Source organism: Micromonospora sp. NPDC093244 (assembly GCF_040683695.1).
GTDB lineage: Bacteria > Actinomycetota > Actinomycetes > Mycobacteriales > Micromonosporaceae > Micromonospora.
The window spans coordinates 193,090-212,863 of record NZ_JBFBEO010000007.1; the positions used below are offsets into that span (position 1 = coordinate 193,090).

General features: G+C 72.6%; 18 protein-coding genes and 1 riboswitch. Of the genes, 5 read left to right on the forward strand and 13 right to left on the reverse strand.

The window, feature by feature from the left end:
* Positions 1–117 precede the first annotated feature (117 nt).
* The 4 genes from AB0N27_RS27010 to AB0N27_RS27025 all read right to left on the reverse strand — a co-directional run bounded on the left by AB0N27_RS27010 (position 118) and on the right by AB0N27_RS27025 (position 4,727).
* On the reverse strand, positions 118–741 hold the full coding sequence (locus tag AB0N27_RS27010; protein WP_364375518.1) for an ATP/GTP-binding protein: 624 nt from the start codon (positions 739–741) through the stop codon (positions 118–120).
* Positions 722–1,087 (reverse strand): DUF742 domain-containing protein, encoded by a 366-nt coding sequence (locus AB0N27_RS27015; protein ID WP_088950207.1) that lies wholly within the window; start codon positions 1,085–1,087, stop codon positions 722–724. Before AB0N27_RS27015 ends, AB0N27_RS27010 begins: the two co-directional genes overlap by 20 nt.
* An 89-nt stretch (positions 1,088–1,176) precedes the next feature.
* A complete protein-coding gene (locus tag AB0N27_RS27020) occupies positions 1,177–1,584 on the reverse strand; it encodes a roadblock/LC7 domain-containing protein (protein WP_030329975.1) in 408 nt (135 codons plus the stop codon).
* The gene (locus tag AB0N27_RS27025) at positions 1,581–4,727 is read right to left on the reverse strand and encodes a sensor histidine kinase (RefSeq protein ID WP_364375521.1); all 3,147 of its coding nucleotides are present in this window, start codon (positions 4,725–4,727) and stop codon (positions 1,581–1,583) included. Before AB0N27_RS27025 ends, AB0N27_RS27020 begins: the two co-directional genes overlap by 4 nt.
* 468 nt (positions 4,728–5,195) lie before the next feature.
* Between AB0N27_RS27025 and AB0N27_RS27030 the strand changes: the two genes are divergently transcribed.
* Positions 5,196–6,353 (forward strand): ABC transporter substrate-binding protein, encoded by a 1,158-nt coding sequence (locus AB0N27_RS27030; protein WP_364375665.1) that lies wholly within the window; start codon positions 5,196–5,198, stop codon positions 6,351–6,353.
* 74 nt (positions 6,354–6,427) lie between these two features.
* Here AB0N27_RS27030 and AB0N27_RS27035 read toward each other — a convergent pair whose 3' ends face one another.
* Both AB0N27_RS27035 and AB0N27_RS27040 read right to left on the reverse strand, forming a co-directional pair.
* Complete coding sequence (locus AB0N27_RS27035; RefSeq protein ID WP_139583398.1) at positions 6,428–7,279, reverse strand: ABC transporter permease; 852 nt, start codon at positions 7,277–7,279, stop codon at positions 6,428–6,430.
* Between the two features lie 100 nt (positions 7,280–7,379).
* The gene (locus AB0N27_RS27040; RefSeq protein ID WP_364375525.1) at positions 7,380–8,414 is read right to left on the reverse strand and encodes an ABC transporter substrate-binding protein; all 1,035 of its coding nucleotides are present in this window, start codon (positions 8,412–8,414) and stop codon (positions 7,380–7,382) included.
* Between the two features lie 271 nt (positions 8,415–8,685).
* Here AB0N27_RS27040 and AB0N27_RS27045 point away from each other — a divergent pair, with 271 nt between their 5' ends.
* The 4 genes from AB0N27_RS27045 to AB0N27_RS27060 all read left to right on the forward strand — a co-directional run bounded on the left by AB0N27_RS27045 (position 8,686) and on the right by AB0N27_RS27060 (position 13,653).
* Positions 8,686–9,471, forward strand: a complete 786-nt coding sequence (locus tag AB0N27_RS27045) for an ABC transporter ATP-binding protein (protein WP_139583396.1) — start codon at positions 8,686–8,688, stop codon at positions 9,469–9,471.
* Between the two features lie 2 nt (positions 9,472–9,473).
* Positions 9,474–10,424, forward strand: a complete 951-nt coding sequence (locus AB0N27_RS27050; RefSeq protein ID WP_364375668.1) for an LLM class F420-dependent oxidoreductase — start codon at positions 9,474–9,476, stop codon at positions 10,422–10,424.
* Positions 10,421–10,729: a cupin gene (locus AB0N27_RS27055; protein WP_030329959.1), complete on the forward strand. Its 309-nt coding sequence runs from the start codon at positions 10,421–10,423 to the stop codon at positions 10,727–10,729. The genes AB0N27_RS27050 and AB0N27_RS27055 overlap by 4 nt, the downstream gene beginning before the upstream one ends.
* Positions 10,730–10,806: 77 nt before the next feature.
* Entirely contained in the window at positions 10,807–13,653 is a 2,847-nt protein-coding gene (locus tag AB0N27_RS27060; protein ID WP_364375530.1) for a hypothetical protein, read from the forward strand.
* A 64-nt stretch (positions 13,654–13,717) separates the two neighbouring features.
* Here AB0N27_RS27060 and thiC read toward each other — a convergent pair whose 3' ends face one another.
* From thiC to thiE, 7 genes are all read right to left on the reverse strand, one after another.
* Positions 13,718–15,310, reverse strand: a complete 1,593-nt coding sequence (thiC, locus tag AB0N27_RS27065) for a phosphomethylpyrimidine synthase ThiC (RefSeq protein ID WP_364375532.1) — start codon at positions 15,308–15,310, stop codon at positions 13,718–13,720.
* Positions 15,311–15,327: 17 nt separating this feature from the next.
* Positions 15,328–16,113, reverse strand: coding sequence for a bifunctional hydroxymethylpyrimidine kinase/phosphomethylpyrimidine kinase (gene thiD / locus AB0N27_RS27070; protein WP_364375535.1), 786 nt, complete (start codon positions 16,111–16,113; stop codon positions 15,328–15,330).
* Positions 16,110–16,856, reverse strand: coding sequence for a thiamine phosphate synthase (locus AB0N27_RS27075; protein ID WP_364375538.1), 747 nt, complete (start codon positions 16,854–16,856; stop codon positions 16,110–16,112). Before AB0N27_RS27075 ends, thiD begins: the two co-directional genes overlap by 4 nt.
* Entirely contained in the window at positions 16,853–17,632 is a 780-nt protein-coding gene (locus AB0N27_RS27080) for a thiazole synthase (protein ID WP_364375541.1), read from the reverse strand. The genes AB0N27_RS27075 and AB0N27_RS27080 overlap by 4 nt, the downstream gene beginning before the upstream one ends.
* Entirely contained in the window at positions 17,629–17,829 is a 201-nt protein-coding gene (thiS, locus tag AB0N27_RS27085) for a sulfur carrier protein ThiS (RefSeq protein ID WP_364375544.1), read from the reverse strand. Before thiS ends, AB0N27_RS27080 begins: the two co-directional genes overlap by 4 nt.
* A complete protein-coding gene (thiO, locus tag AB0N27_RS27090; RefSeq protein WP_364375547.1) occupies positions 17,820–18,941 on the reverse strand; it encodes a glycine oxidase ThiO in 1,122 nt (373 codons plus the stop codon). The genes thiS and thiO overlap by 10 nt, the downstream gene beginning before the upstream one ends.
* The gene (thiE, locus tag AB0N27_RS27095; protein ID WP_364375550.1) at positions 18,938–19,561 is read right to left on the reverse strand and encodes a thiamine phosphate synthase; all 624 of its coding nucleotides are present in this window, start codon (positions 19,559–19,561) and stop codon (positions 18,938–18,940) included. The genes thiO and thiE overlap by 4 nt, the downstream gene beginning before the upstream one ends.
* Positions 19,556–19,665: riboswitch (TPP riboswitch) on the reverse strand. Its footprint overlaps the gene before it by 6 nt.
* Between the last annotated feature and the right edge of the window lie 109 nt (positions 19,666–19,774).

Genomic DNA, 19,774 nt, shown 5'->3' on the forward strand with positions numbered 1-19,774 from the left:
GGCGCGCCCCGGCCGCGGCCTGTGGGGGCCACTCACGCAAACCACCCCCCCCACCCGCGGGGGGTTGTCCCGCCGGGCCGCGCCGTCGCCCCCCCCCCCCCCCCCCCCGCGACGGGCTCAGCCGACGGGCGTGGGGAAACCCCTGCCGTGCTCGGCCTGGAGCCGGAGCATGGCGTGCTCGACCACCGTCACCAGCACCTGCTTGACCGACTCCCGGTGCCGGGCGTCGGTCATCACCAGCGGCACCTGCGGCGAGATGGCCAGCGCCTCGCGGATCTCCTCCGCCTCGTACTGCGGGGCGCCGTCGAAACGGTTGAGCGCCACCACGTACGGCAGGTTGCGGTTCTCGAAATAGTCCAGGGGGGCGAACGCGTCGGTGATCCGGCGGGTGTCCACCAGCACCGCGGCACCCACCGCACCCCGGATGATCTCGTCCCACATGAACCAGAACCGGGTCTGACCCGGCGTACCGAAGAGGTACAGGATCAGGTCCTGAGCCATCGTGATACGGCCGAAGTCCATGGCGACCGTGGTGGTCTCCTTGCCCGGCACCTTGGACGGATCGTCGATGCCGACACCGGCAGCGGTCATCACCGCCTCGGTGGTCAGCGGCGTGATCTCGGAGATCGAGCCGACAAGCGTCGTCTTACCGACGCCGAAACCGCCCGCGACGACGATCTTCGCGGAGACGATTCCCCGGCTCTGCCGCCCCCCTGCGGGGTCATAGCCTGCGAAGTCCACTTAGCACCCTTCCAAGCAGTTCCATCCGCTCCTCGAACCCCTCGGCGGGAGCAGCAGTGTGTAACGTCAGCAGGCTCTCGGCCACCATGTCGGCGACCAACACCCGGGCGACGCCCAGCGGCATCCGGGTGTACGCGGCGATCTCCGCCAGCGACTGTGCCCGGCCCTCGCAGACCGTGGCGATTCGGTGCTTGTCGTGCCCGGCGAAACGGGACTCGGCGACCTGGGTGAGCGAAGCCGTCAGGACCGCCTCGAGAGCGATGTCCTGCCGGGGCTCCGTACGCCCACGGGTGACCGCGTACGGACGCACCAGCGCACCACGCGGGTCAACGCGCCGTTGGTCCATCCCCGATCACCTCCTCGTCCCCTGCGGAGTCGGCGTACGCCGCCTCCCGTCCCCGATCCGGAACGCGGTTCGCGCGCCGGGTCCCGGTGCTACGAACGCACCGCGTCCCGCGGCAGCGGCACCAGCGCGGCACCGACCCGCTCGACCAGCAACGCCATCTCGTACCCGACCTGGCCCACGTCACAGCTGCGGGCGGCCAGCACGGCCATCGACGAGCCGTCGCTGATCGACATGAGGAAGAGGTATCCGCTGTCCATCTCGATGACTGTCTGCAACACCCCGCCCGCGCTGAACATCCGGGCCGCGCCCTCGGTCAGGCTCACCACGCCGGAGGTGATCGCGGCCAGCTGGTCCGCCCGGTCCGCCGGAAGGTCCCGGGAGGACGCGAGCAGCAGCCCGTCGGCGGACACCGCCACCACGTGGGCGATACCCGCCACGCTGTCGGCGAAGTTGGTGAGCAGCCAACCCATGTCCTGCATGGCAGCTGGCCTGTTCATCGGCTCTCCTTGGTCGAGGTGCTGTTCTGGTCCGTCCCGGCCGTCCGGCCGCGCTGCACGCCGCGGTGGTAGGCCGACAACAGGCCGCGTACTTCATCGGGGGTGCGCCGGCTACGGTCCCGGCCACCCTTCGGTTCGATGCCGCCCGGCACGAGCTGCGCCTGGGGCACCCGCTTGGGCAGCCCCGAGCGGGTCGTACCGGCGGCGGCCGGCTCGGCGGCCCGGCTGGCCCGCGACCAGCCTTCGTCCGCCGCGGTCCGCCAGGCACTGGAATCCGCGGCCGGCGCGCTGGGCGCGGTGGGCGCGGCAGGCACCGTGCTGCGGGGTACCGGCGGCGGGGTGTACGACGGCGGCGGCGTGGGCGCCGAGGCACCCCGGGTGCCGCCACCTCCGTTGCTGAATCCGTCCATGCTCCCCTTGTTCAGTCCTCCGCTGCCGTCGCCGGAACTGCCAGGCGTGCGGGTCGGCAGCGGCGGTCGGGCCGGCGCGGCGGCCGGCGCGGACGTCGCGGCCGGCTGCGCCCCGACGCCCGTCCGCAGGCCGGCGCCGGCCGTGGCGGTGGCCTCCGGTGGCGTGTCGAACTGCGGCCGGGTGAAGATCGCGGTGGCGTCGTCGCCGTGCGACCGGAACCAGACCGCCTCCATCTCCCGGAAGATCGGCGCCTCGGCGGGGAAGTCGGGGCGGGTGCTGACCGGGGTGGCGGGCACCGGCGGCGCGACAGGTGGCGCGACCGGCGGAGCTACCGGCGGTGCGACCGCGCCGGGCCCGGCGACCGGTCCGACCGGCAGCACCGGCGCGGTACGTCCGTCGGCGCTGTCCGCCCCGGAGCCACGCCTGGGCAGCGGGTCGACTGTCGGGTACGCCACCGTCGGGCTGCCCAGCGAGGCGCCCACACCGTTGCTGTACGCGGGCCGGGCGGCCGGGACCGGCGGCGCCGCCTGCTGTGCTCCGGTGAAACCGCCGGCCTGCACGGCAGGTGTGGTGTCGCGCGAGTCCAACGGCGACTGCCACTGGGCCGGCGCGGGCGTGCTGCTGCGCCACTGGTCGGGCAACGTGGCCGCTGCGGTGCCGGCGCCCGCGTACGACTCGGCGTGACCGGCCGGCGTGAGCGGCGTCTGCTCGACAGCCATCGGCTGACGCGGCCGGGTGAGCGCCTGCTCGCGACCCCTGTTGCTGGGCAGCACCACTGTCGTGGCGGGCAGCGTCACCTGGGCGACGGTGCCGCCTTCCACGTTGCGGCGCAACTCGACCCGGATGCCGTAGCGCGAGGCGAGCCGGCTCACCACGGCCAGACCCATCAGGCGGAACGCGGCCACGTCCACGCTCGGCGGCGCGGCCAGGCGCCGGTTGAGCGAGTCGAGCTGGTCGTCGGTGAGGCCCAGCCCGCGGTCCTCGATCTGGATCAGCACGTAGTCCCGGATCCGTCGACCGTCGGCGACAACTGTGGTGTTCGGCGGCGAGAACCGGGTCGCGTTGTCGAGCAGCTCGGCGACGAGGCGTACCACGTCGTTCACCGCGTGCGCGGCCACCGAGATGTCGGTGTCCACGGTGCCGAACTCGATGCGGTTGTACAGCTCCACCTCGGACTGCGCGGCGCGCAGGACGTCCACCACGAGCGCGTCGTCGCGACGTGGTACGGCGGAGTCGGCGCCGGCCAGGACCAGCAGGTTCTCGTCGTTGCGGCGCATCCGGGTGGCCAGGTGGTCAAGCTCGAAGAGCTGCGCGAGCCGCTTCGGGTCCTCCTCGCCACGCTCGATCGCGTCCAGCTCGCCGATCATCCGGTCGACCAGGGTCTGACTGCGGCGGGCCAGGTTGAGGAACATCGCGGAGACGCTTGTCCGAAGCGCGGCCTGCTCGGCCGCGACGCGTACCGCCTCGCGGTGGACGACGTTGAAGGCCAGGGCCACCTGACCGACCTCGTCGCGGCTGTTGAGCTGGATCGGGTCGCGCACCTGCCGGACGATCTCGTCCACGCCGCCGTCGCCGACACTGCCCATGTTCTGCAGGCGCTGCACGGCGTCGGGCAGGTCGTGGTTGGCCACCGACAGGGCGCCCTCACGGAGCCGGCGCAGCGAGTGGTTCAGCGAGCGGGCCAGCACCACTGCCAGCGTCACGGCGATGATCAGGGTGAGCAGCACCAGCACCGACTCGACAACTGCCTGCCGGATGACGGCCGAGCGCGCCTCGTCGGCCTGTGCGAACAGGCGGTTCTGGAGTTGAACCTCGGCCCAGCGCATCAGGTCGTTCACCGCGCCGATGGCGGCGGTGGCGTCCTGCGCGCTCACAAGTGGACGCTGCCCGACGGAGCGGACGAGGTCGGTGGCGACCCGGTCGGCCAGGCCTACCGCGTCACCGGAGACTGTGCTGTCGACGAGCGCCCGCTGCACCGGGTCGGCGGCGAGCGAGAAGGCGACAAGGGCCTCCTGCTGGCTGGTCAGGGTGGCCACGAACGAGGAGAACTGCTCCTCGTCGAGCTGGCCGGCGGTCAGCGCGGTGAAGGCCACCGCCTGCTCCTCGGCCACCGCCGCCTTGGCGCGGGCGAACGCGGCGACGGCCCGACGGCTGTCCGAGAGGCTCTCGTCGCCGGGCAGCTGGGCGAGCCCGTCCCCGTAGGCGACCAGGTCGGTCAGGATGACGCCGTACCGCAGCACCGCCTCGGCGACCGCCATCTGACGGCGGTCGAGCACCTCCTGCCGGGTGCCGTCCAATGTGGACAGATGGTCGTCGATCGCGGCCAACCGGTCCCGCAGCGCCGCCGGCACCTCGCCGATCCGGCCCCGCTCGGCGCGGTACTCGTCGATCCGCTGCTGCGTCTGCCGGACCCGCAGGTTGAACGCGTCGGCGGGCTGCTGCGGGGTGGCCAGGTAGGCAGCCGCGGCCATCCGTTCGGACTGGAGGTCCTGCGTGAGCGCGCTGACGTCGATGGAGAGCGCGGTCAGCGACCGGGCCCGGGTGGCGTCGAAGGCGCCCTCGCCGACCGAGATCAGCCGGACCGTGGCCAGCGCGATCACCGCCGCCACGGGGACGACCAGGATCAGCGCCAGCTTGGACCGGATCCGGGCGTCACGCAGCCGCGGCAACCCCAGGCGCGAACGCCGGGTGGAGTCGCCAAGCGCGGGCAGGGTCGTCGGTCCGGTGCTCACGACATCGCCTCCGTCGTTTCTTCCCCGCCTGACCCGCCGAACCGTGCCGTGAGCGGAGGGGACCACGCGCGGCACGGCCGCGATTTCATCAGAGAAGATCCTGTTTGGGAAGCCGCAGTGCGGTAGGAAACGGTCGGACGGCGCGGAACCCGTGATCCGGTCAACTGATACCTTCATTTCCGCAAGCCCCTGATCAGGGCATGTAACTCCAGAGTGGTCACGCGTGTATGCAAAGTGAGCTTTTGCAAACATTGCGTTACCCCAGCATGTGGGATGGCCGTCCCGAAAATGCAACCGGGGTCCGCGCTTGACCACAGCGCCGGCCATTGGCAAGGTTTTGCAGGCTTCGCGCACACCGTACGGCAGAGGAGATCCCGTCCTCCACTGAGGACGGATTAGCGGCGGTGACCGGGCAGCGCCCGCGCCCGCACCTGGAGGACTGAGTTGAGCCCCATCCGCTCCGCGACCATCGCGGCGCTCGCATCGGCCGTAGTTGCCACCACGCTCACCGGCTGCCAGTTCGGCGGGGACGACAAGGACACGAGTCCGATCGTGATCGCTGCGGACCTCGAACTCTCCGGCGCCGCCGCCCCCGTCGGGCGGGCATACCAGCGTGCCTTGGAACTCAAGAGGGACCAGTTGAACTCGTCCGGAGCACTGAACGGGCGGAAGATCGAGCTGAAGGTCAAGGACAACCGTTCCGACGCCGCCGAGTCACTGCGCAACATCGCCGACTTCAGCAGCGATTCCCAAGTCAGCGCCATCATCATGGGCGGCTGTAACGAATGCGCGGTGGGTGCGGTCGGCACCATCAACGAGAAGCGGATTCCCACCATTGCGCTAGCCGCTTCCGGGGCGATCGCCGCTCCCGTCGCCGAACGGCGCTACGTGTTCAAGCTGGGCCCGAACGCCGCCGACAGCGCCGCCGCGCTGACCTCCGAACTGCGCCGCAAGGGCGTCCGCAAGGTCGGCCTGCTCTACAGCGACGACGACTACGGCCGGGAGGGCGCGACCGCGTTGCGCCGCGAACTGGCCAAGGCCAGCATCAAACCGTCCAGCGAGCAGGTGGTGAAGACCACCGACACCGAGGTCGGCCAGCAGATCGGCCAGCTCACCTCGAAGAAGCCCGACGCGCTTGTCATCTGGACGCCGCCGGAGCAGGCGGCGCTGGCCGCGACCAGCGCGCAGCAGGCCGCCTTCAAGGGGTCGCTCTTCTTCGACGCGGGAGCGGCAGGTGACCTGTTCCTCGGCGCGGCGGCCCGCGCCACCGAACAGGCCACGCTCATCTTCACGCAGACGATGGTGATCGACGACGTGATCGCCACCACGCCCGCGAAGGCGGCCCGGCGGCAGTGGTTCCAGGACTACACGGCGCGCTACGGCGGGTACAACGGATCGTCGTCGTTCGCCGCCGACGCCGTGCAGCTGATCGCCGACGCCGAGCTGCGCGCCGGAGGCGAGATCGGCACGGTGGATCGCAGCGGCATCCGCGACGTGCTGGAGACGTCCCAGATGGACGGCCTCTCCGGCCCGATCCGGATGACGCCTGACAACCACTCCGGGCTGATGCCGCAGGCACTCACCACGCTCGTCGCCCGCAACGGCCGCTGGCGGCTGGCGGGCTGAGCACCACCACGAACGGCGAGGGCCGGCCCCCAACCAGGGGGCCGGCCCTCGCCGTTGTCCGGCCGATGGAGCCGTCAGCGGCTGCTGGTGGTCTCGCGTACCCAGGGCAGGGCGATCCGCTCGATGAGCAGCAGCGCCGAGTACAGCAGAATGCTCACCAGCGCCACCAGCATGATCGCCGCCCAGGCGGTGGCGGTGTCGCCGACGCCCGCGTACTGGAGGATGACGTAACCCAGGCCGCTCTCACCGGCCTGGAACTCACCGATCACCGCGCCGATCGCGGCAAGCGGCATGGCCACCTTGAGACCGACGAAGATCTGCGGCAGCGCGGCTGGGAAACGCACCTTGCGGAACGCCTGCCAGCGGGAGGCGTTCCAGGAACGCACCAGCTCCGCCAGGTCGGACGGGGTGGTGGTCAGCCCGGTCGCGGTGGACAGCACGATCGGGAAGAAGCACAGCAGGAACACCATGGTCAGGATGGGCTTCTGGCCCCAGCCCAACGCCACCACGAGCAGCGGACCCAGCGTGATCTTCGGCACCGCGTTCACCGCGACAAGCAGCGGGGTGAACATCCGCTCCACGGTGCGGGAGCTGGCCAGGGACAGTCCGATCAGGACGCCGGCGGCCGCCGACAGGGCGAAGCCGAACAGGATCTCCAGCAGCGTGTCCCAGGTGTGTTCCAACATCCGGGCGGGCTTGTCGACGAACGCGGCGAGCACGTCGCCAGGCGGCGGCAGGGCGGCCGGGTGGACCAGCTCCAGCCGGGCGATGAGCCACCACGCAGCCAGGGCCACGACGATGCCGGCCACGGGCAGCAGCGTCGCCCCGGTCCCGGCGCGCAGGCCGGCGCCCCGACCCGCCTCGCGGCCAGGACCCGGAGGCGGGGTCGCCGCCACGGCCGGCTCTGCTGAGCGGACGTCGGTCATCTTCTTCTCCTCGATATCCCACGGCCGCAGGGGCCGACGAGCGACGGGGGTACGTCCCACCGGATGCGGCGGGACGTACCCCCTGGTGACGACCGGACGATCAGGCCTTCGGCGCGAGGCTGAAGTCGATGATCTGCTCGGGGGTGATGTTCTGCTTCAGAGCGCCAGCGCCCTGCAGGATCGCGATGCTCTTGGCGACCCGGCCGCTGTCGAGCGTGCCGATGGCGGTGCCCGAGTTGCCGGAGCGGACGTACGCGGCCATCAGCTCCAGCTCGGCGGCGGCGGAGGCGATGTTGGTGGCGTCGACGTTCTTCTTCAGCAGGTCGGCGGCCTCCTTCGGGTTCGCCAGGCTGTACTCCAGGCCCTTGAGCAGCGCCGCGGTGAACTTCTTCACCATCTCCGGCTTCTCCTTGGCGATCTTGCTGGAGGTGATCAGCACGTTGCCGTAGAGGTCCTGCATCACGTTGCTGTACGGCAGCATGACTGCCTTCTTCTTGGCCACCGCCTCGATCGTCGGCTGACCGACGACGAACTGGCCGATGCCGTCGACCGAACCGGAGGCCAGCGTGCCGATCAGTGCCTGCGCCTCACCGTTGACCCAGGTCACCTTGCTGGCGTCGACACCGGCGAGCCGGGCGTACGTCGGGAACAGGTTGCGGACCACGGAGCCGGGGGTGTCGGCGAGCTTCTTGCCCTCGAGGTCCTTCGGGGAGGCGATGTTCTTGCCCTCGACGGTGGCGATGCCGGCCATCGTGCGCTGCTGGATCGCGGCCACCGCGACGAAGTCCTTCGCCTGGCCGTTGCCCAGCTGGAGCAGACCGCCGGTGAGGTCGATCGGCCCGAAGTCGGCCTGGCCGCCGACGACCGTCTGGATGACGCCACCGGTGCCCTGACCAGCCTTGATCTCGACGTCGAACCCGGCCTCCTTGAAGAAGCCCTTCTCCTTCGCCACCCAGGCGTAGGAGTCACGGCCGAAGTTGCCGAAGGAGGTGAGGTAGGTCACCTTCTCCAGCGCCCCGCCGCTGCCGCCCTTGGCGTCGTCGTCACCCGAATCCGACCCGCTGCTGCACGCGGAGACGAGGGCGAGGGCAGTGGCCAGCGCGGCCGTAGCGACCGTACGGGTCAGCCTTCTCATCAGTAGCACCATGTCCTTTCCGACCGGGGCCGGCAGGCCACCGGAGGGGGTTGTCGCGGCGGAACCGGCGAGAGGGGTGGAAGCCGGCACCGCCATCGTGAGGGGACTCTTCGCGGGCACAGCGTACGAGAAAGCCACAGTTGCGACGCCAGGCGTACCGGGTTGCGGAACGGAAACAACATGACGACCACCCCGGACGGTGCGATACGGCGACGGCCCCGCTAGCCTTTGTCGGATTCCTGACCGTTCACTCAGCGGAGGTCCGCCGGAGATGATCCGACTGTCCGGGGTGTCGCGTACCTTCGAGGGCCGGTCCGGCCGGGTCGAAGCCCTGCGCGGCATCGACCTCGACGTCGCCGAGGGTGAGTTCGTCGCCGTCCTCGGCCGCTCGGGCTGCGGCAAGTCCACACTGCTCCGGCTGATCGCCGGGCTGCTCCCGCTGACCGCCGGCGAGATCACCGTGGCCGGTACGCCGATCACCAGGCCCCGCCGGGACATCGCCATGCTCTTCCAGAAACCGGCCCTGCTGCCCTGGCGCAGCGTGCTCGACAACGTCCTGCTGCCGGTCGAGGTCTTCGGCTGGAGCCGCGCCAAGCACCGCGGGCGCGCCCGGGAACTGCTCGACGTCGCAGGGCTGTCCGGTTTCGAGAAGCGACTGCCGCACGAACTCTCCGGCGGCATGCAACAGCGCGTCTCGCTGTGCCGCTCGCTGATCGGCGAGCCCCGGGTGATGCTGATGGACGAGCCGTTCTCCGCGCTTGACGCGCTCACCCGCGAGGAACTCTCCGGTGAGCTCCAGCGGGTGCACATGGAGAACAAGCCGACGATCGTCTTCGTCACCCACTCGATCGACGAGGCGGTGCTGCTCGCCGACCGGGTGGTCGTGCTGAGCCCCCGCCCCGGTCGGATCCGCAAGGTCGTCGACGTGACCATCCCCCGGCCCCGCACCCTGGGCCGCAACGCCCACCTGGCCGATGTGGCCCAGGTCAGCGCCGACCTGCACGAGCTGTTGATGGAACGCGACCAGCCGGCAGCGGCCGGCGCGGAGGGGCGATGACCATGCGGGTGTCGGTCTTCACCGAGCCGCACCGCGGCGCCACCTACGACGACCAGCTGCGCTTCGCCAAGCTGGTCGAGGCCGGCGGCTACGAGGGTTTCCTGCGCGCCGACCACTACCAGTCGATGGGCGCCGACCCCGGCCTGCCCGGCCCGACCGACGCCTGGCTGACCCTCGCCGCGCTGGCCCGGGAGACCGAACGCATCCGCCTCGGCACCCTTGTGACGTCGGCCACCTTCCGGCTGCCCGGCCCCCTGGCCGTGATGGTCGCGCAGGTCGACCAGATGAGCGGCGGCCGGGCCGAGCTGGGCATCGGCGCCGGCTGGTACGAGCGCGAGCACACCTCGTACGGCATCCCGTTCCCGGCCGTCGGTGAACGCTTCGACAGGCTCGCCGAGCAGCTTGAGGTGATCACCGGGCTGTGGGCGACGCCGTCCGGCGAGACGTACAGCTTCACCGGTGACCACTACCGGCTGGTGGACGCGCCCGCCCTGCCCAAACCGGTGCAGGTGCCCGGGCCACCGATCATCGTGGGTGGACGCGGCCCCAAGCGCACCCCCGGCCTGGCCGCCCGGTACGCCACGGAGTTCAACATGCCGTTCAAGTCCGTGGCGGAGACCGCCACGGCGTACGACCGGGTGCGGGAGGCGTGCGACCGCGCGGACCGGGCCGGCTCCGGGCGCGCGCCGCTCGTACTCTCCGCCGGGATCGTGGTGGCCATCGGCCGGACCGACGCGGAGGCGCAGCGGCGTGCCGCTCCCCTGCACGAGAAGAGCGCGTTGCCGCCGGAGGACCCGGTGGTCGGTTCGCCCGCGCAGCTCGTGCAGCGCCTCGGCGAGTTCGCCGAGATCGGCGCCACCCGCGTGCACCTGCGGATGACCGACCTCGCCGACCTCGACCACCTTGAGCTGATCGCCGCCGAGGTGCTTCCGCAACTGGACGGAGAACGATGACAGACGTGATCGACGGAACCGAACTCGGGCCGGTGGGCCAGGAGATCGTGTACGAGAACGACCGGGTCCGGGTCTGGCACATCCGGCTCGAGCCGGGTGAGCGGCAGCCACTGCACCGGCACGACCACCCCTACCTCGTGGTGGCGATCGAGGGCGCGAAGAACGTCGTACAGACCGTCGACGGCACCCGGATCGACGCCGACGAGCCCACCGGCGGAGTGGTCTACCGGGACCCGGGAGCAGTGCACATGCTCACAAATGTCGGAGACACGACTTACCTGGCCCGGCTGGTCGAACTCAAGTAGACCCGCCGGACGCGGGCCGGCGCGCCGCGCGGCGCGCCGGTGGCGATCCGGTGTACCAGGTGCGTAACGTGCCGGACATGGCCTTTCGGACCTGGGGCAGACTGCTGCTCACGGCGCTCGGGGTGAGCGTGCTGGCCGGGGCCGGTCAGCTCGGTGTCGCGTACGGCTTCGGCATCGTCCGGCTCACCGGCGCTTTCACCGGCACGACCGTCAACCAGTGGCCGGCCCAGCTCGTCTGGGTGGGCTGGTTCGCCGCGAACGCCGCCGTCGCCGGCGCCGTCCTGACCGGACGACTGGCCCGCCGGGACACCCCGGCGGCCAGCACCGGCCGGCAGCTGGCCATCGGTGGCGCTGCCGCGCTCGGCGCCACCGCCGTCGCGCCGCTGTGCATGCAACCCGCCCGAGCCGCCGAGCTGATCTCGGTCGACCCGGTCTGGGCGGTGGGCATCTGCGCCATCCTCGGCGCGATCATCGGAGCGGGCGCGGCGATCGCCGTCCTGCTCCGGCCCGAGCTGGGCTGGAACATGGCGGCCGTGGCAGGCGCGGTCTGGCTGGTGGCGCTGATCTCCGTCCTGCCGTCGCTCGGCACCACGGGCCCCCTGCCCACTGTGCGGCTCGGCGTGCTGGAGCCGAGCTGGCTCGACGACGACGTCGCCCAGCGGCTGTCGCTGGTGCTGCTCCCGATCACGGCGCTGCTGGCCGGCGCGGCGACCGCCGGGTTCTCCCGCTGGCGGGGCCAGGTCCCCCTGATCAGCGGGGCCACCGGCGTGGCCGGTCCGGTTCTTGTGGCGTTCGCGTACCTGACCGCCGGTCCCGGTGACGCGGTGGACCGCTACCAGACCACCCCCTACTACGGCGCGCTGATCGCGATCCTCGCCGGCGCGCTCGGCGCGGCGGCGGCGGCCCTGCTGCGCTGGCCGGTAGGCGCCCGCGGCACCGACAGCCAGGTGATCGAGCCGACCACCATCCTGCGTCCACTGCCCGCCGGTCCCGCCCTGCCCGGTGCCAGGTCGACGGATCCGGCGGACGACCGCGACGCCACCGACCACCAGTCGGACGAGCCCACCACCGGGCGCACCGGCCTCGGGACCATCGCCGGCGAGCCCACCGTCACCGGGCGGACCGGTCCCGACCCGCACACCGCCGACGCCGCGGTGCGCACCGTTCCGGCCCACTGGGACTGGCCGGGTACGACGGCGAGCGGCCAACACGGCCCGGCCACCCCCGACGCTCCCCGACCCTCCGCCGCCGCCTGGGTGACCGCGCCGACCGGCGAACTCGACGCATCGGACCAGGACCCCACCGCCGCGTCTCCCCTCGCCGGGCTCGACGCGTCGCTCGCCTCCGGCCTGCCGGACCGTCCGCTGGAGAGCACCACGGGCCGCCCGGTTCCGCCGACCGAGGGCCTGTCGGCGAGCGAAGGCACGGACTCCGGGCGGGCGGACACCGGCACGGACGCCGACGACCAGGCCACGACCCACCGGAGCGCGACCGGCGCGAGCCCGACGGGCGGCACGAGCAGCGGCGACGGCACGAGCAGCAGCGGCGGCGGCACGAGCGCGGCGGGCGGTGACGCCACAGCGGCAACGCCGGCGCCGAAGCCGCGCCGGACCCGCAAGGCGAAGTCCACCCCCTCCACCGCGGGCTTGGACGCCGACGGCACGCCGCCGACCACCGAGGCGGTACCGACCGCTCCGGTCCCGGCACCCACCGGAACCGGAGCGACCGCGACGCCCACCGACGGCACCCCGTCGAACACCGACGCCACCGCATCGCCCGCCGACGCCGCCGGCACCTCCGCCACCGGCGCAGGCGCGGGCGCGGGCGCGGGCACCGGACGGTCCAGGAAGGGCGCCCGGTCCGCGAGCGCCACCGACGGTGGCCGTCCCGCCGGCCGCAGTGCCCGGACCGACCCGGACACTCCCAGCGACCTGGACACCCCGGCCGCCACTCCGCAGAGCCCCGCCGCTCCCGAAAAGCCTCGCGACGCGGATGGCCAGGGAGCAGCGACGACGGACGCCGAGGTCACCGCCTCCGAGCCCGGACGGGAAACGGTCACCAACCGCCGTACCGCCGCCGACCGCGCCGGCACCGAGGACGGCTCCGCCGCGCCTCTCTTCGGCGCGGGGTCCGCCGGCGACACGCAGCCGGACCGCTGGACGCCGACCCCGCCGGCCTGGCCCGTCACCTCGGGGCGTACGACAGCCGCGCCGGCCGAGGACGCCGAGTCGACGGTGCCGGACGCCGAGACCAGCTCGGACCCGGTCGAGTGGACGCCCCGCCCCCGCCACCGGGCATCCCTGCCGGACCTGAGCCGGGCCACCAGCTGGGACGCGTTCAACACCACCAGGCGCCCTGGCCCGGCCGGCGTGCAGAACGGTCCGACGGACGCCTCCCGCAAGACGTCGACCGACGTGCCAGCGTCGACCGACACGACGCCGGGCGACACGGCGGAGACCGCCCCGACGGCGGGTTCGACCGCCTCGACCGAGCGCGGTGGCGGCCGTAGCGCGTTGGACCGGGCGGCTGGGCGCTGGCGCCGCGCGACAGGTACGTCGACCCGCGCCAGCGGGCTGCCGACGTCCGAGCCGGAGGTGGCACCGGAGCCGGTCCCGGCGTCCCCGGTCGTGCCGGAGCAGGCTGATTCCGCGGTAGACCGCCCGGCGACCGCCGATCGCGAGCCGGAGGACGAGTCGGAGCAGCCCGCCCGGCGTGGACGGCTCGGCGGACTGTTCCGCCGCAACCGGTCCCGGGCGGACGAGGAGACCCGGCCCGTGTCGGACGCCGAGGAGCCGCTGCCGGCGCAGGACGAGGAGTTCGTCGACTGGGTCGCCGGCCTGGGCAAGCCGGTGGCCGACAACGAGCCGGACCAGGAGAACGGTCGCCGCTCGCTGCGTTCCACCGGGCGGCACCACCGCGACTGACCTCCCGGCCGAACCGTTGCCGACCCGCTGAGCACACAGGGCGGGCCGGCAACGGACGGGCGGATCAGGCGAGCGGCAGGTACACCCGGCTCCCGCCGGAGACGAACTCCTCCGACTTGTCCTTCATGCCGCGGGCCGCGTACTCCTTGAGCTCCTGGGTGATCTTCATGGAGCAGAACTTCGGGCCGCACATCGAGCAGAAGTGGGCGGTCTTCGCCGGCTCGGCGGGCAGCGTCGCGTCGTGGTACGAGCGTGCCGTCTCCGGGTCGAGTGAGAGGTTGAACTGGTCCTCCCAGCGGAACTCGAACCGCGCCTTCGACAGGGCGTCGTCCCACGCCTGCGCGCCGGGGTGTCCCTTGGCCAGGTCCGCCGCGTGGGCAGCGATCTTGTACGCGATCACGCCCGCCTTCACGTCGTCCCGGTCGGGCAGGCCGAGGTGCTCCTTGGGCGTGACGTAGCAGAGCATCGCGGTGCCGAACATGCCGATCATCGCAGCCCCGATCGCCGAGGTGATGTGGTCGTACGCGGGCGCGATGTCGGTGGTCAGCGGGCCGAGCGTGTAGAAGGGGGCCTCGTGGCACCACTCCTGCTGGAGGTCCACGTTCTCCTTGATCTTGTGCATGGGCACGTGGCCCGGACCCTCGATCATCACCTGCACGTCGTGTTCCCAGGCAATCTTGGTCAGCTCGCCAAGGGTCCGCAGCTCGGCGAACTGCGCCTCGTCGTTGGCGTCCGCGATCGAGCCGGGCCGCAGGCCGTCACCGAGGGAGAACGTCACGTCGTACCTGGCGAGCAGCGAACACAGCTCGGCGAAGTTGGTGTAGAGGAAGTTCTCCTCATGGTGCGCCAGGCACCAGGCCGCCATGATCGAGCCGCCGCGGGAGACGATCCCGGTGACCCGGTCGACGGCAAGCGGCACGTACGGCAGCAGCACCCCGGCGTGCACGGTCATGTAGTCGACGCCCTGCTCGGCCTGCTCGACGACCGTCTCGCGGAACACCTCCCAGCTCAACTTCACCGGGTCACCGCCGACCTTCTCCAGGGCCTGGTAGATCGGCACCGTCCCGATCGGCACCGGCGAGTTGCGCACGATCGCCTCCCGGGTCTCGTGGATCCGCTTGCCTGTGGACAGGTCCATCACGGTGTCCGCGCCCCAACGGGTGGCCCAGGTCAGCTTCTCCACCTCCTCGGCGACCGACGAGCTGACCGCCGACGTACCGATGTTGGCGTTCACCTTGACCAGGAACGCCTTCCCGATGATCGCCGGCTCGCACTCGGGGTGGTTGACGTTGAGCGGCAACACGGCCCGACCGGCGGCGATCTCCGTCCGGACCAACTCCGGGTCGACGTTCTCCCGGATCGCCACGAACTCCATCTCCGGAGTCACCACACCGGCCCGCGCGTACGCGAGCTGCGTCGGACGACGGCCGTCCGCGCCGGCAAGCGGCGTACCCGCGCCGCGCACCGGGGCCACGTCGCCCCGCTCGGCGATCCACGGCCCCCGCAACGCGGGCAACCCGACCTCCGGGTCCGATCCGGGGCCGGACGTGTCGTAGAGCCGCACCGGCGGCAGGCCCCCGGTCAGCCCCACCTCCGCGAACGGCACCCGCACATCCGGCCGCGAACCCTCGACGTACACCTTGCCTCGTGCCTGCACGACAACCTCCCTGGTGATCAAGAGGACCAGCCGAAGTGGTCCAGCGGCCCACGTCCCGCGCCCAGCTCCCAGCTCCGCGCGCCGGTCAGCCCGCGAAGCACGTACTCCTTGGCGGCCCCCACGGCCTCCGGCACCTGATCGCCGAGCGCGAGCCGCACCGCGATCGCCGCCGAGAACGAACACCCGGTGCCGTGGGTGTGCCGGGTGTCGACCCGGGGGGCGCGCAGCAGGGTGGTGACACCACCGCCGCACAGCACGTCGACGGCCTCGTCGCCGTCCACGTCACCGCCGGTGACCACGACGTACTCCGGGCCGCCGGCCGCGAGCGCCTCGGCGGCCACGACCATCGCGGCCACGTCGTCCACGTCGCGTCCGGTGAGGGCCGCGGCCTCCGCGCAGTTCGGCGTCGCCACCCTGGCGTACGGCAGCAGCCGCTCGACCGCGCCGACCACGCCGAGCCGGTGGCCGCTCGTGGCGACCAGCACCGGGTCGACGACGAGGTGCGGCAGCCTGCCGTCCCGTGCCGCCTCGGCCACCACGTCGGCGACAGCCGGTGTGCCGAGCATTCCCGTCTTGACCGCGCCGATCGTGAAGTCGCCGAGCACGCTGTCCAGCTGTTCGGCGACAGTGCGCGGCGGCAACGGCAGCACGGCGTCGACACCAGTGGTGTTCTGCGCGGTGACCGCCGTGAGGACGCTGGTGCCGTACGCCCCGAGTGCGGCGAAGACTTTCAGGTCGGCCTGGATGCCCGCGCCGGCACCTGAGTCGGAACCGGCGATGGTGAGGATGGTGCGCGGGGTCATCTTTCCTCTTTGGTTGCGGTTTGGGGCTGCGGCCGACCGTGCCCACTCCGGGCGGTCAGGCTTGATCCCTGCGTGGGCACGGTCGGCCGCAGCCCCCGTCGTGGAGACCTGGATGACCCCGCGCCGGGTTTTGAGAGCCTTGGGGTGACCGCCTCTTGGAAGGCTCTGGTGAGGGTGGTGGCTGTTTCGGTGGGGTCTGGGGATCGCATTAGTGCGCCCAGCACCGCCACCCCGGCGGCTCCTGCTTGGACGCAGGCGGTTACCTGGTCTGGGGTTTCCACTCCGCCCAGCGCCAGCAGCGGCACAGGGCTGGCCTCGACCAGCTTTCGCAGGCCGTCCGGGCCGAGGGGTGGGCCGTAGCCGGGTTTGGATTTTGTGGGCCAGATCGGGGAGACGGTGGCGTAGTGCTCGCTGGTCAGGCGGCTCAGCTCGGGCTGGTTGTGGCAGGAGCGGCCGACCAGTTGCCGGGGCGGCGGCGGGTACGGGCCGGCGGCGGGCAGGTGGACGGCGTCGCCGCCGAGCGGGTCCGGGCCGGCCACGATGAGGGTTCCGCCGACGTCGGCGAGGATCGCGCGCAGACCGGCGGCGAGTGCGGCACGCTCGGCGCGGGCCAGGTCCTTCTCCCGCAGCACCACCCAGCGCACTCCCCCGGCCACCGCCCCCGCCACCAGCAGATCGAGCGGCCCTCGCGCGACCAGCCGATCGGTGAGCAGAACGACCCCCGAGGGCACCGGGCCGGTCACAGGTCCGGTCTCCCCTCGTCGGGGGTGGATCCGAGGGCGTGGAAACGGCGGGTGATCCGGCCGGCGCCCGCTGCCAGGCGGCCCGCCTCGACCGCGTACCGCATCGCGGTGGCCATCGCCACCGGGTCGGCGGCCCGGGTGACCGCGCTGGCCAGCAGCACCGCGTCGCAGCCCAGCTCCATGGCCAGGGCCGCGTCGGACGCGGTGCCGATGCCGGCGTCGAGGATCACCGGCACGTCCACGCTCTGGCGGGTGAGCCGGATGTGGTGGGGGTTGCCGATGCCGAGCCCCGAACCGATCGGGGAGCCGGCCGGCATCACGGCGGCGCAGCCCACGTCGGCGAGCCGGCGGGCGAGCACCGGATCGTCACTTGTGTACGGCAGGACGGTGAACCCGTCGGCGACGAGTTCCTCGGCGGCACGCAGCAGTTCCACCCCGTCGGGCAGGAGCGTCCGCTCGTCGCCGATCACCTCCAGCTTGACCCAGTCGGTGTCGAACGCGTCCCGGGCCAGCCGGGCCACCTTCACCGCCTCGGTCGCGGTGTGGCAGCCGGCGGTGTTCGGCAGCAGCCGTACGCCGCAGCGGTCCAGCAGGTCCAGCAGCCCACCACCGGTGCCGGGGGCGGTGTCCACCCGGCGCAGGGCCAGGGTGACCAGCTCGGTCCCGGAGGCGCGGATCGCCTGCTCCAGCACGTGCAGGTTCGCGGCCCCGCCGGTGCCGAGGATCAGCCGCGACCCGAACGTCTTGCCACCCAGCTCGAGCGTCACGCCGCTCACCCGCCCTGCGCGGCGGTGAGCACCTCGACCCGGTCACCGTCGCGCAGCACCGTGACCGGCCAGCCGGTGCGGGGCACCACCTCGCCGTTGACGGCGACCGCCACTCCCCTGTGCTGCGGGGCGATGTCGCCGACGAGGTCGGCCACCGACGTACCAGCGGCCACACTGCGACCGGTCCCGTTCACAGTCAACTCCACTGGTCCCCCTCCATCGTCCGATCAGGTCCGAAGCCGGCGAACCGGTCCGCTCCGAAGGGCGCGAGCAGCGGATCGGGTACGCCGGTGAGCACCAGGTCCCCGATCAGGTCGGCGGTGACCGGGGTGAGCACGATGCCGTGCCTGTGGTGCCCGGTGGCGGCTAGTACGTCCGGCCGGCCGGGCAGCGGCCCGAGGACCGGCGCGTTGTCGGGGGTGCCGGGGCGCAGACCCGCGGCGGCCTCGACCAGGTCGTACTCGGCCAGCTCGGGCAGCAGGTCGACGCCGGCGCGGAGCAGCCGCAGCACGGCACCGGCGGTGACTGTGGTGTCCGTGCGCTCCTCGACCGTCGCGCCGAGCACCACCTCGCCGTCGGCGCGGGGCACCACGTACACCTGCTCACCGTCGGCGTACCCCCGGATGACGTGCCGGAAGCCCGGCGCGACGCCGCCCGGCGCGCGCAGCCGGAGGATCTGGCCCTTCACCGGCCGCACCGGCAGCCCGGTGAGCGCGGCGGCGCCGCAGCCGGCGGCGACCACTGTGACCCGTGCGTCCAGGTCGGACAGTCGGCGGACCGGTCGCGGCACGAGCACCGCGCCGGCCCGCTGCGCGGCCGTGCGCAGGGCCGGCACCAGCAGTCGGGGATCGACCTGGTGGTCGGTGGGCGCGAGCGCCCCGCCGCGCACCCTCGGCGCGAGCGCCGGCTCGCGGTCGCGCAGACCGCTGGGCAGCAGCGGGGTCACCGGCAGACCAAGGTCCTGCTGGTACGCCCACAGCCGCCGCGCCTCGGCCAGGTCGTCACCGGTCAGGCCGACCATCAGGGTGCCCTCGGTCCGGTAGCCGAACTCGACGCCTGTCGCCTCGGTCAGCTCGGCGGCGAACGCCGGCCAGCGCGCGGCGGACGCCAGCAGCAGCCCGGTCAGCTGCCGCTCACCGAAGTACGCCTCGGCGACCGGGGAGAGCATGCCTGCGGCCACCGCCGAGGCCCCCGACCCGGAGGCCGGATCGTGCACCACCACCCGAAGCCCTCGGGCGGCCAACCGCCAGGCGATGGACAGCCCGATTGGCCCGGCCCCCACCACCGCCACGTCGACGGCGGTGCCGTCGCCTGTCACGCCAGTGCCCGCAGCAGCTCGGCGGTGGCGCGGGCCGGATCGGCGGCGGTGGAGATCGCGCCGACCACCGCGACCCCGTACGCCCCGGCGGTGAGCAGCGCCGGCACCCGGGCGGCGGTCACCCCGCCGATCGCGATGACCGGGACGTCGACCGCGTCGGCGACCGCGCGTACCCCGTCGGGGCCGATGGGGTCGGGCAGTCCCGGTTTGGTGCTTGTGGTGTGGCACGGCCCGACGCCCAGGTAGTTGGCCCCGGCGACGACAGCGTCGACAGCGCTCCTCGGCTCGCGGGCGGTGGCGCCCAGCACGCCGGTGGGACCGAGCACGTGTCGGGCGGCGGTGACCGGCAGGTCGTCGGCTCCGACGTGCCCACCGGCGGCACCGGCCGCGAGCGCCACGTGCAGACGGTCGTTGACCAGGCAGGTCGCCCCGTACGACGTGCACAGCGCCAGGACCGCACGGGTCAGCTCGTACGCCTCGCGGTCGGTGGCGGAGTCCTCGACGCGGACCTGCACCACCAGGTCGGCGCGGGCCTTCGTGAGGGCGGCGCGGACCACGCCGAGGGGGTCGCACCCGGGCCGGGTGTCGGTGATCAGATGCAGTCGTCCAAGGGACGGCACGGCAACGCTCCTCCCTGCGCCGGCATTACCCGGATCAGGTTCGACGGTCGGGGGCTGTCAGCCCCCCTCTCAGCCCGGTACACCGGGCTCCCGTGGGTTACTTGCGTGTCACCGTACGACAGATCCGTCGGCCTGCCAAGGGAGGGGTCGACTGCCGGGTACGGCCAAATCGACAGGGTGCTTTCTCCCGGTCCTGTTCGGAATGTCGCCCCC

What these genes read in the sequence shown, in the direction of transcription:
- AB0N27_RS27015 (WP_088950207.1), bottom strand. Translation starts at nt 1,087, where the DNA reads ATGGACCAACGGCGCGTTGACCCGCGTGGTGCGCTGGTGCGTCCGTAC.
- AB0N27_RS27020 (WP_030329975.1), bottom strand. Translation starts at nt 1,584, where the DNA reads ATGAACAGGCCAGCTGCCATGCAGGACATGGGTTGGCTGCTCACCAAC.
- AB0N27_RS27035 (WP_139583398.1), bottom strand. Translation starts at nt 7,279, where the DNA reads ATGACCGACGTCCGCTCAGCAGAGCCGGCCGTGGCGGCGACCCCGCCT.
- AB0N27_RS27040 (WP_364375525.1), bottom strand. Translation starts at nt 8,414, where the DNA reads ATGAGAAGGCTGACCCGTACGGTCGCTACGGCCGCGCTGGCCACTGCC.
- AB0N27_RS27045 (WP_139583396.1), top strand. Translation starts at nt 8,686, where the DNA reads ATGATCCGACTGTCCGGGGTGTCGCGTACCTTCGAGGGCCGGTCCGGC.
- AB0N27_RS27050 (WP_364375668.1), top strand. Translation starts at nt 9,474, where the DNA reads ATGCGGGTGTCGGTCTTCACCGAGCCGCACCGCGGCGCCACCTACGAC.
- AB0N27_RS27055 (WP_030329959.1), top strand. Translation starts at nt 10,421, where the DNA reads ATGACAGACGTGATCGACGGAACCGAACTCGGGCCGGTGGGCCAGGAG.
- AB0N27_RS27060 (WP_364375530.1), top strand. Translation starts at nt 10,807, where the DNA reads ATGGCCTTTCGGACCTGGGGCAGACTGCTGCTCACGGCGCTCGGGGTG.
- thiD (WP_364375535.1), bottom strand. Translation starts at nt 16,113, where the DNA reads ATGACCCCGCGCACCATCCTCACCATCGCCGGTTCCGACTCAGGTGCC.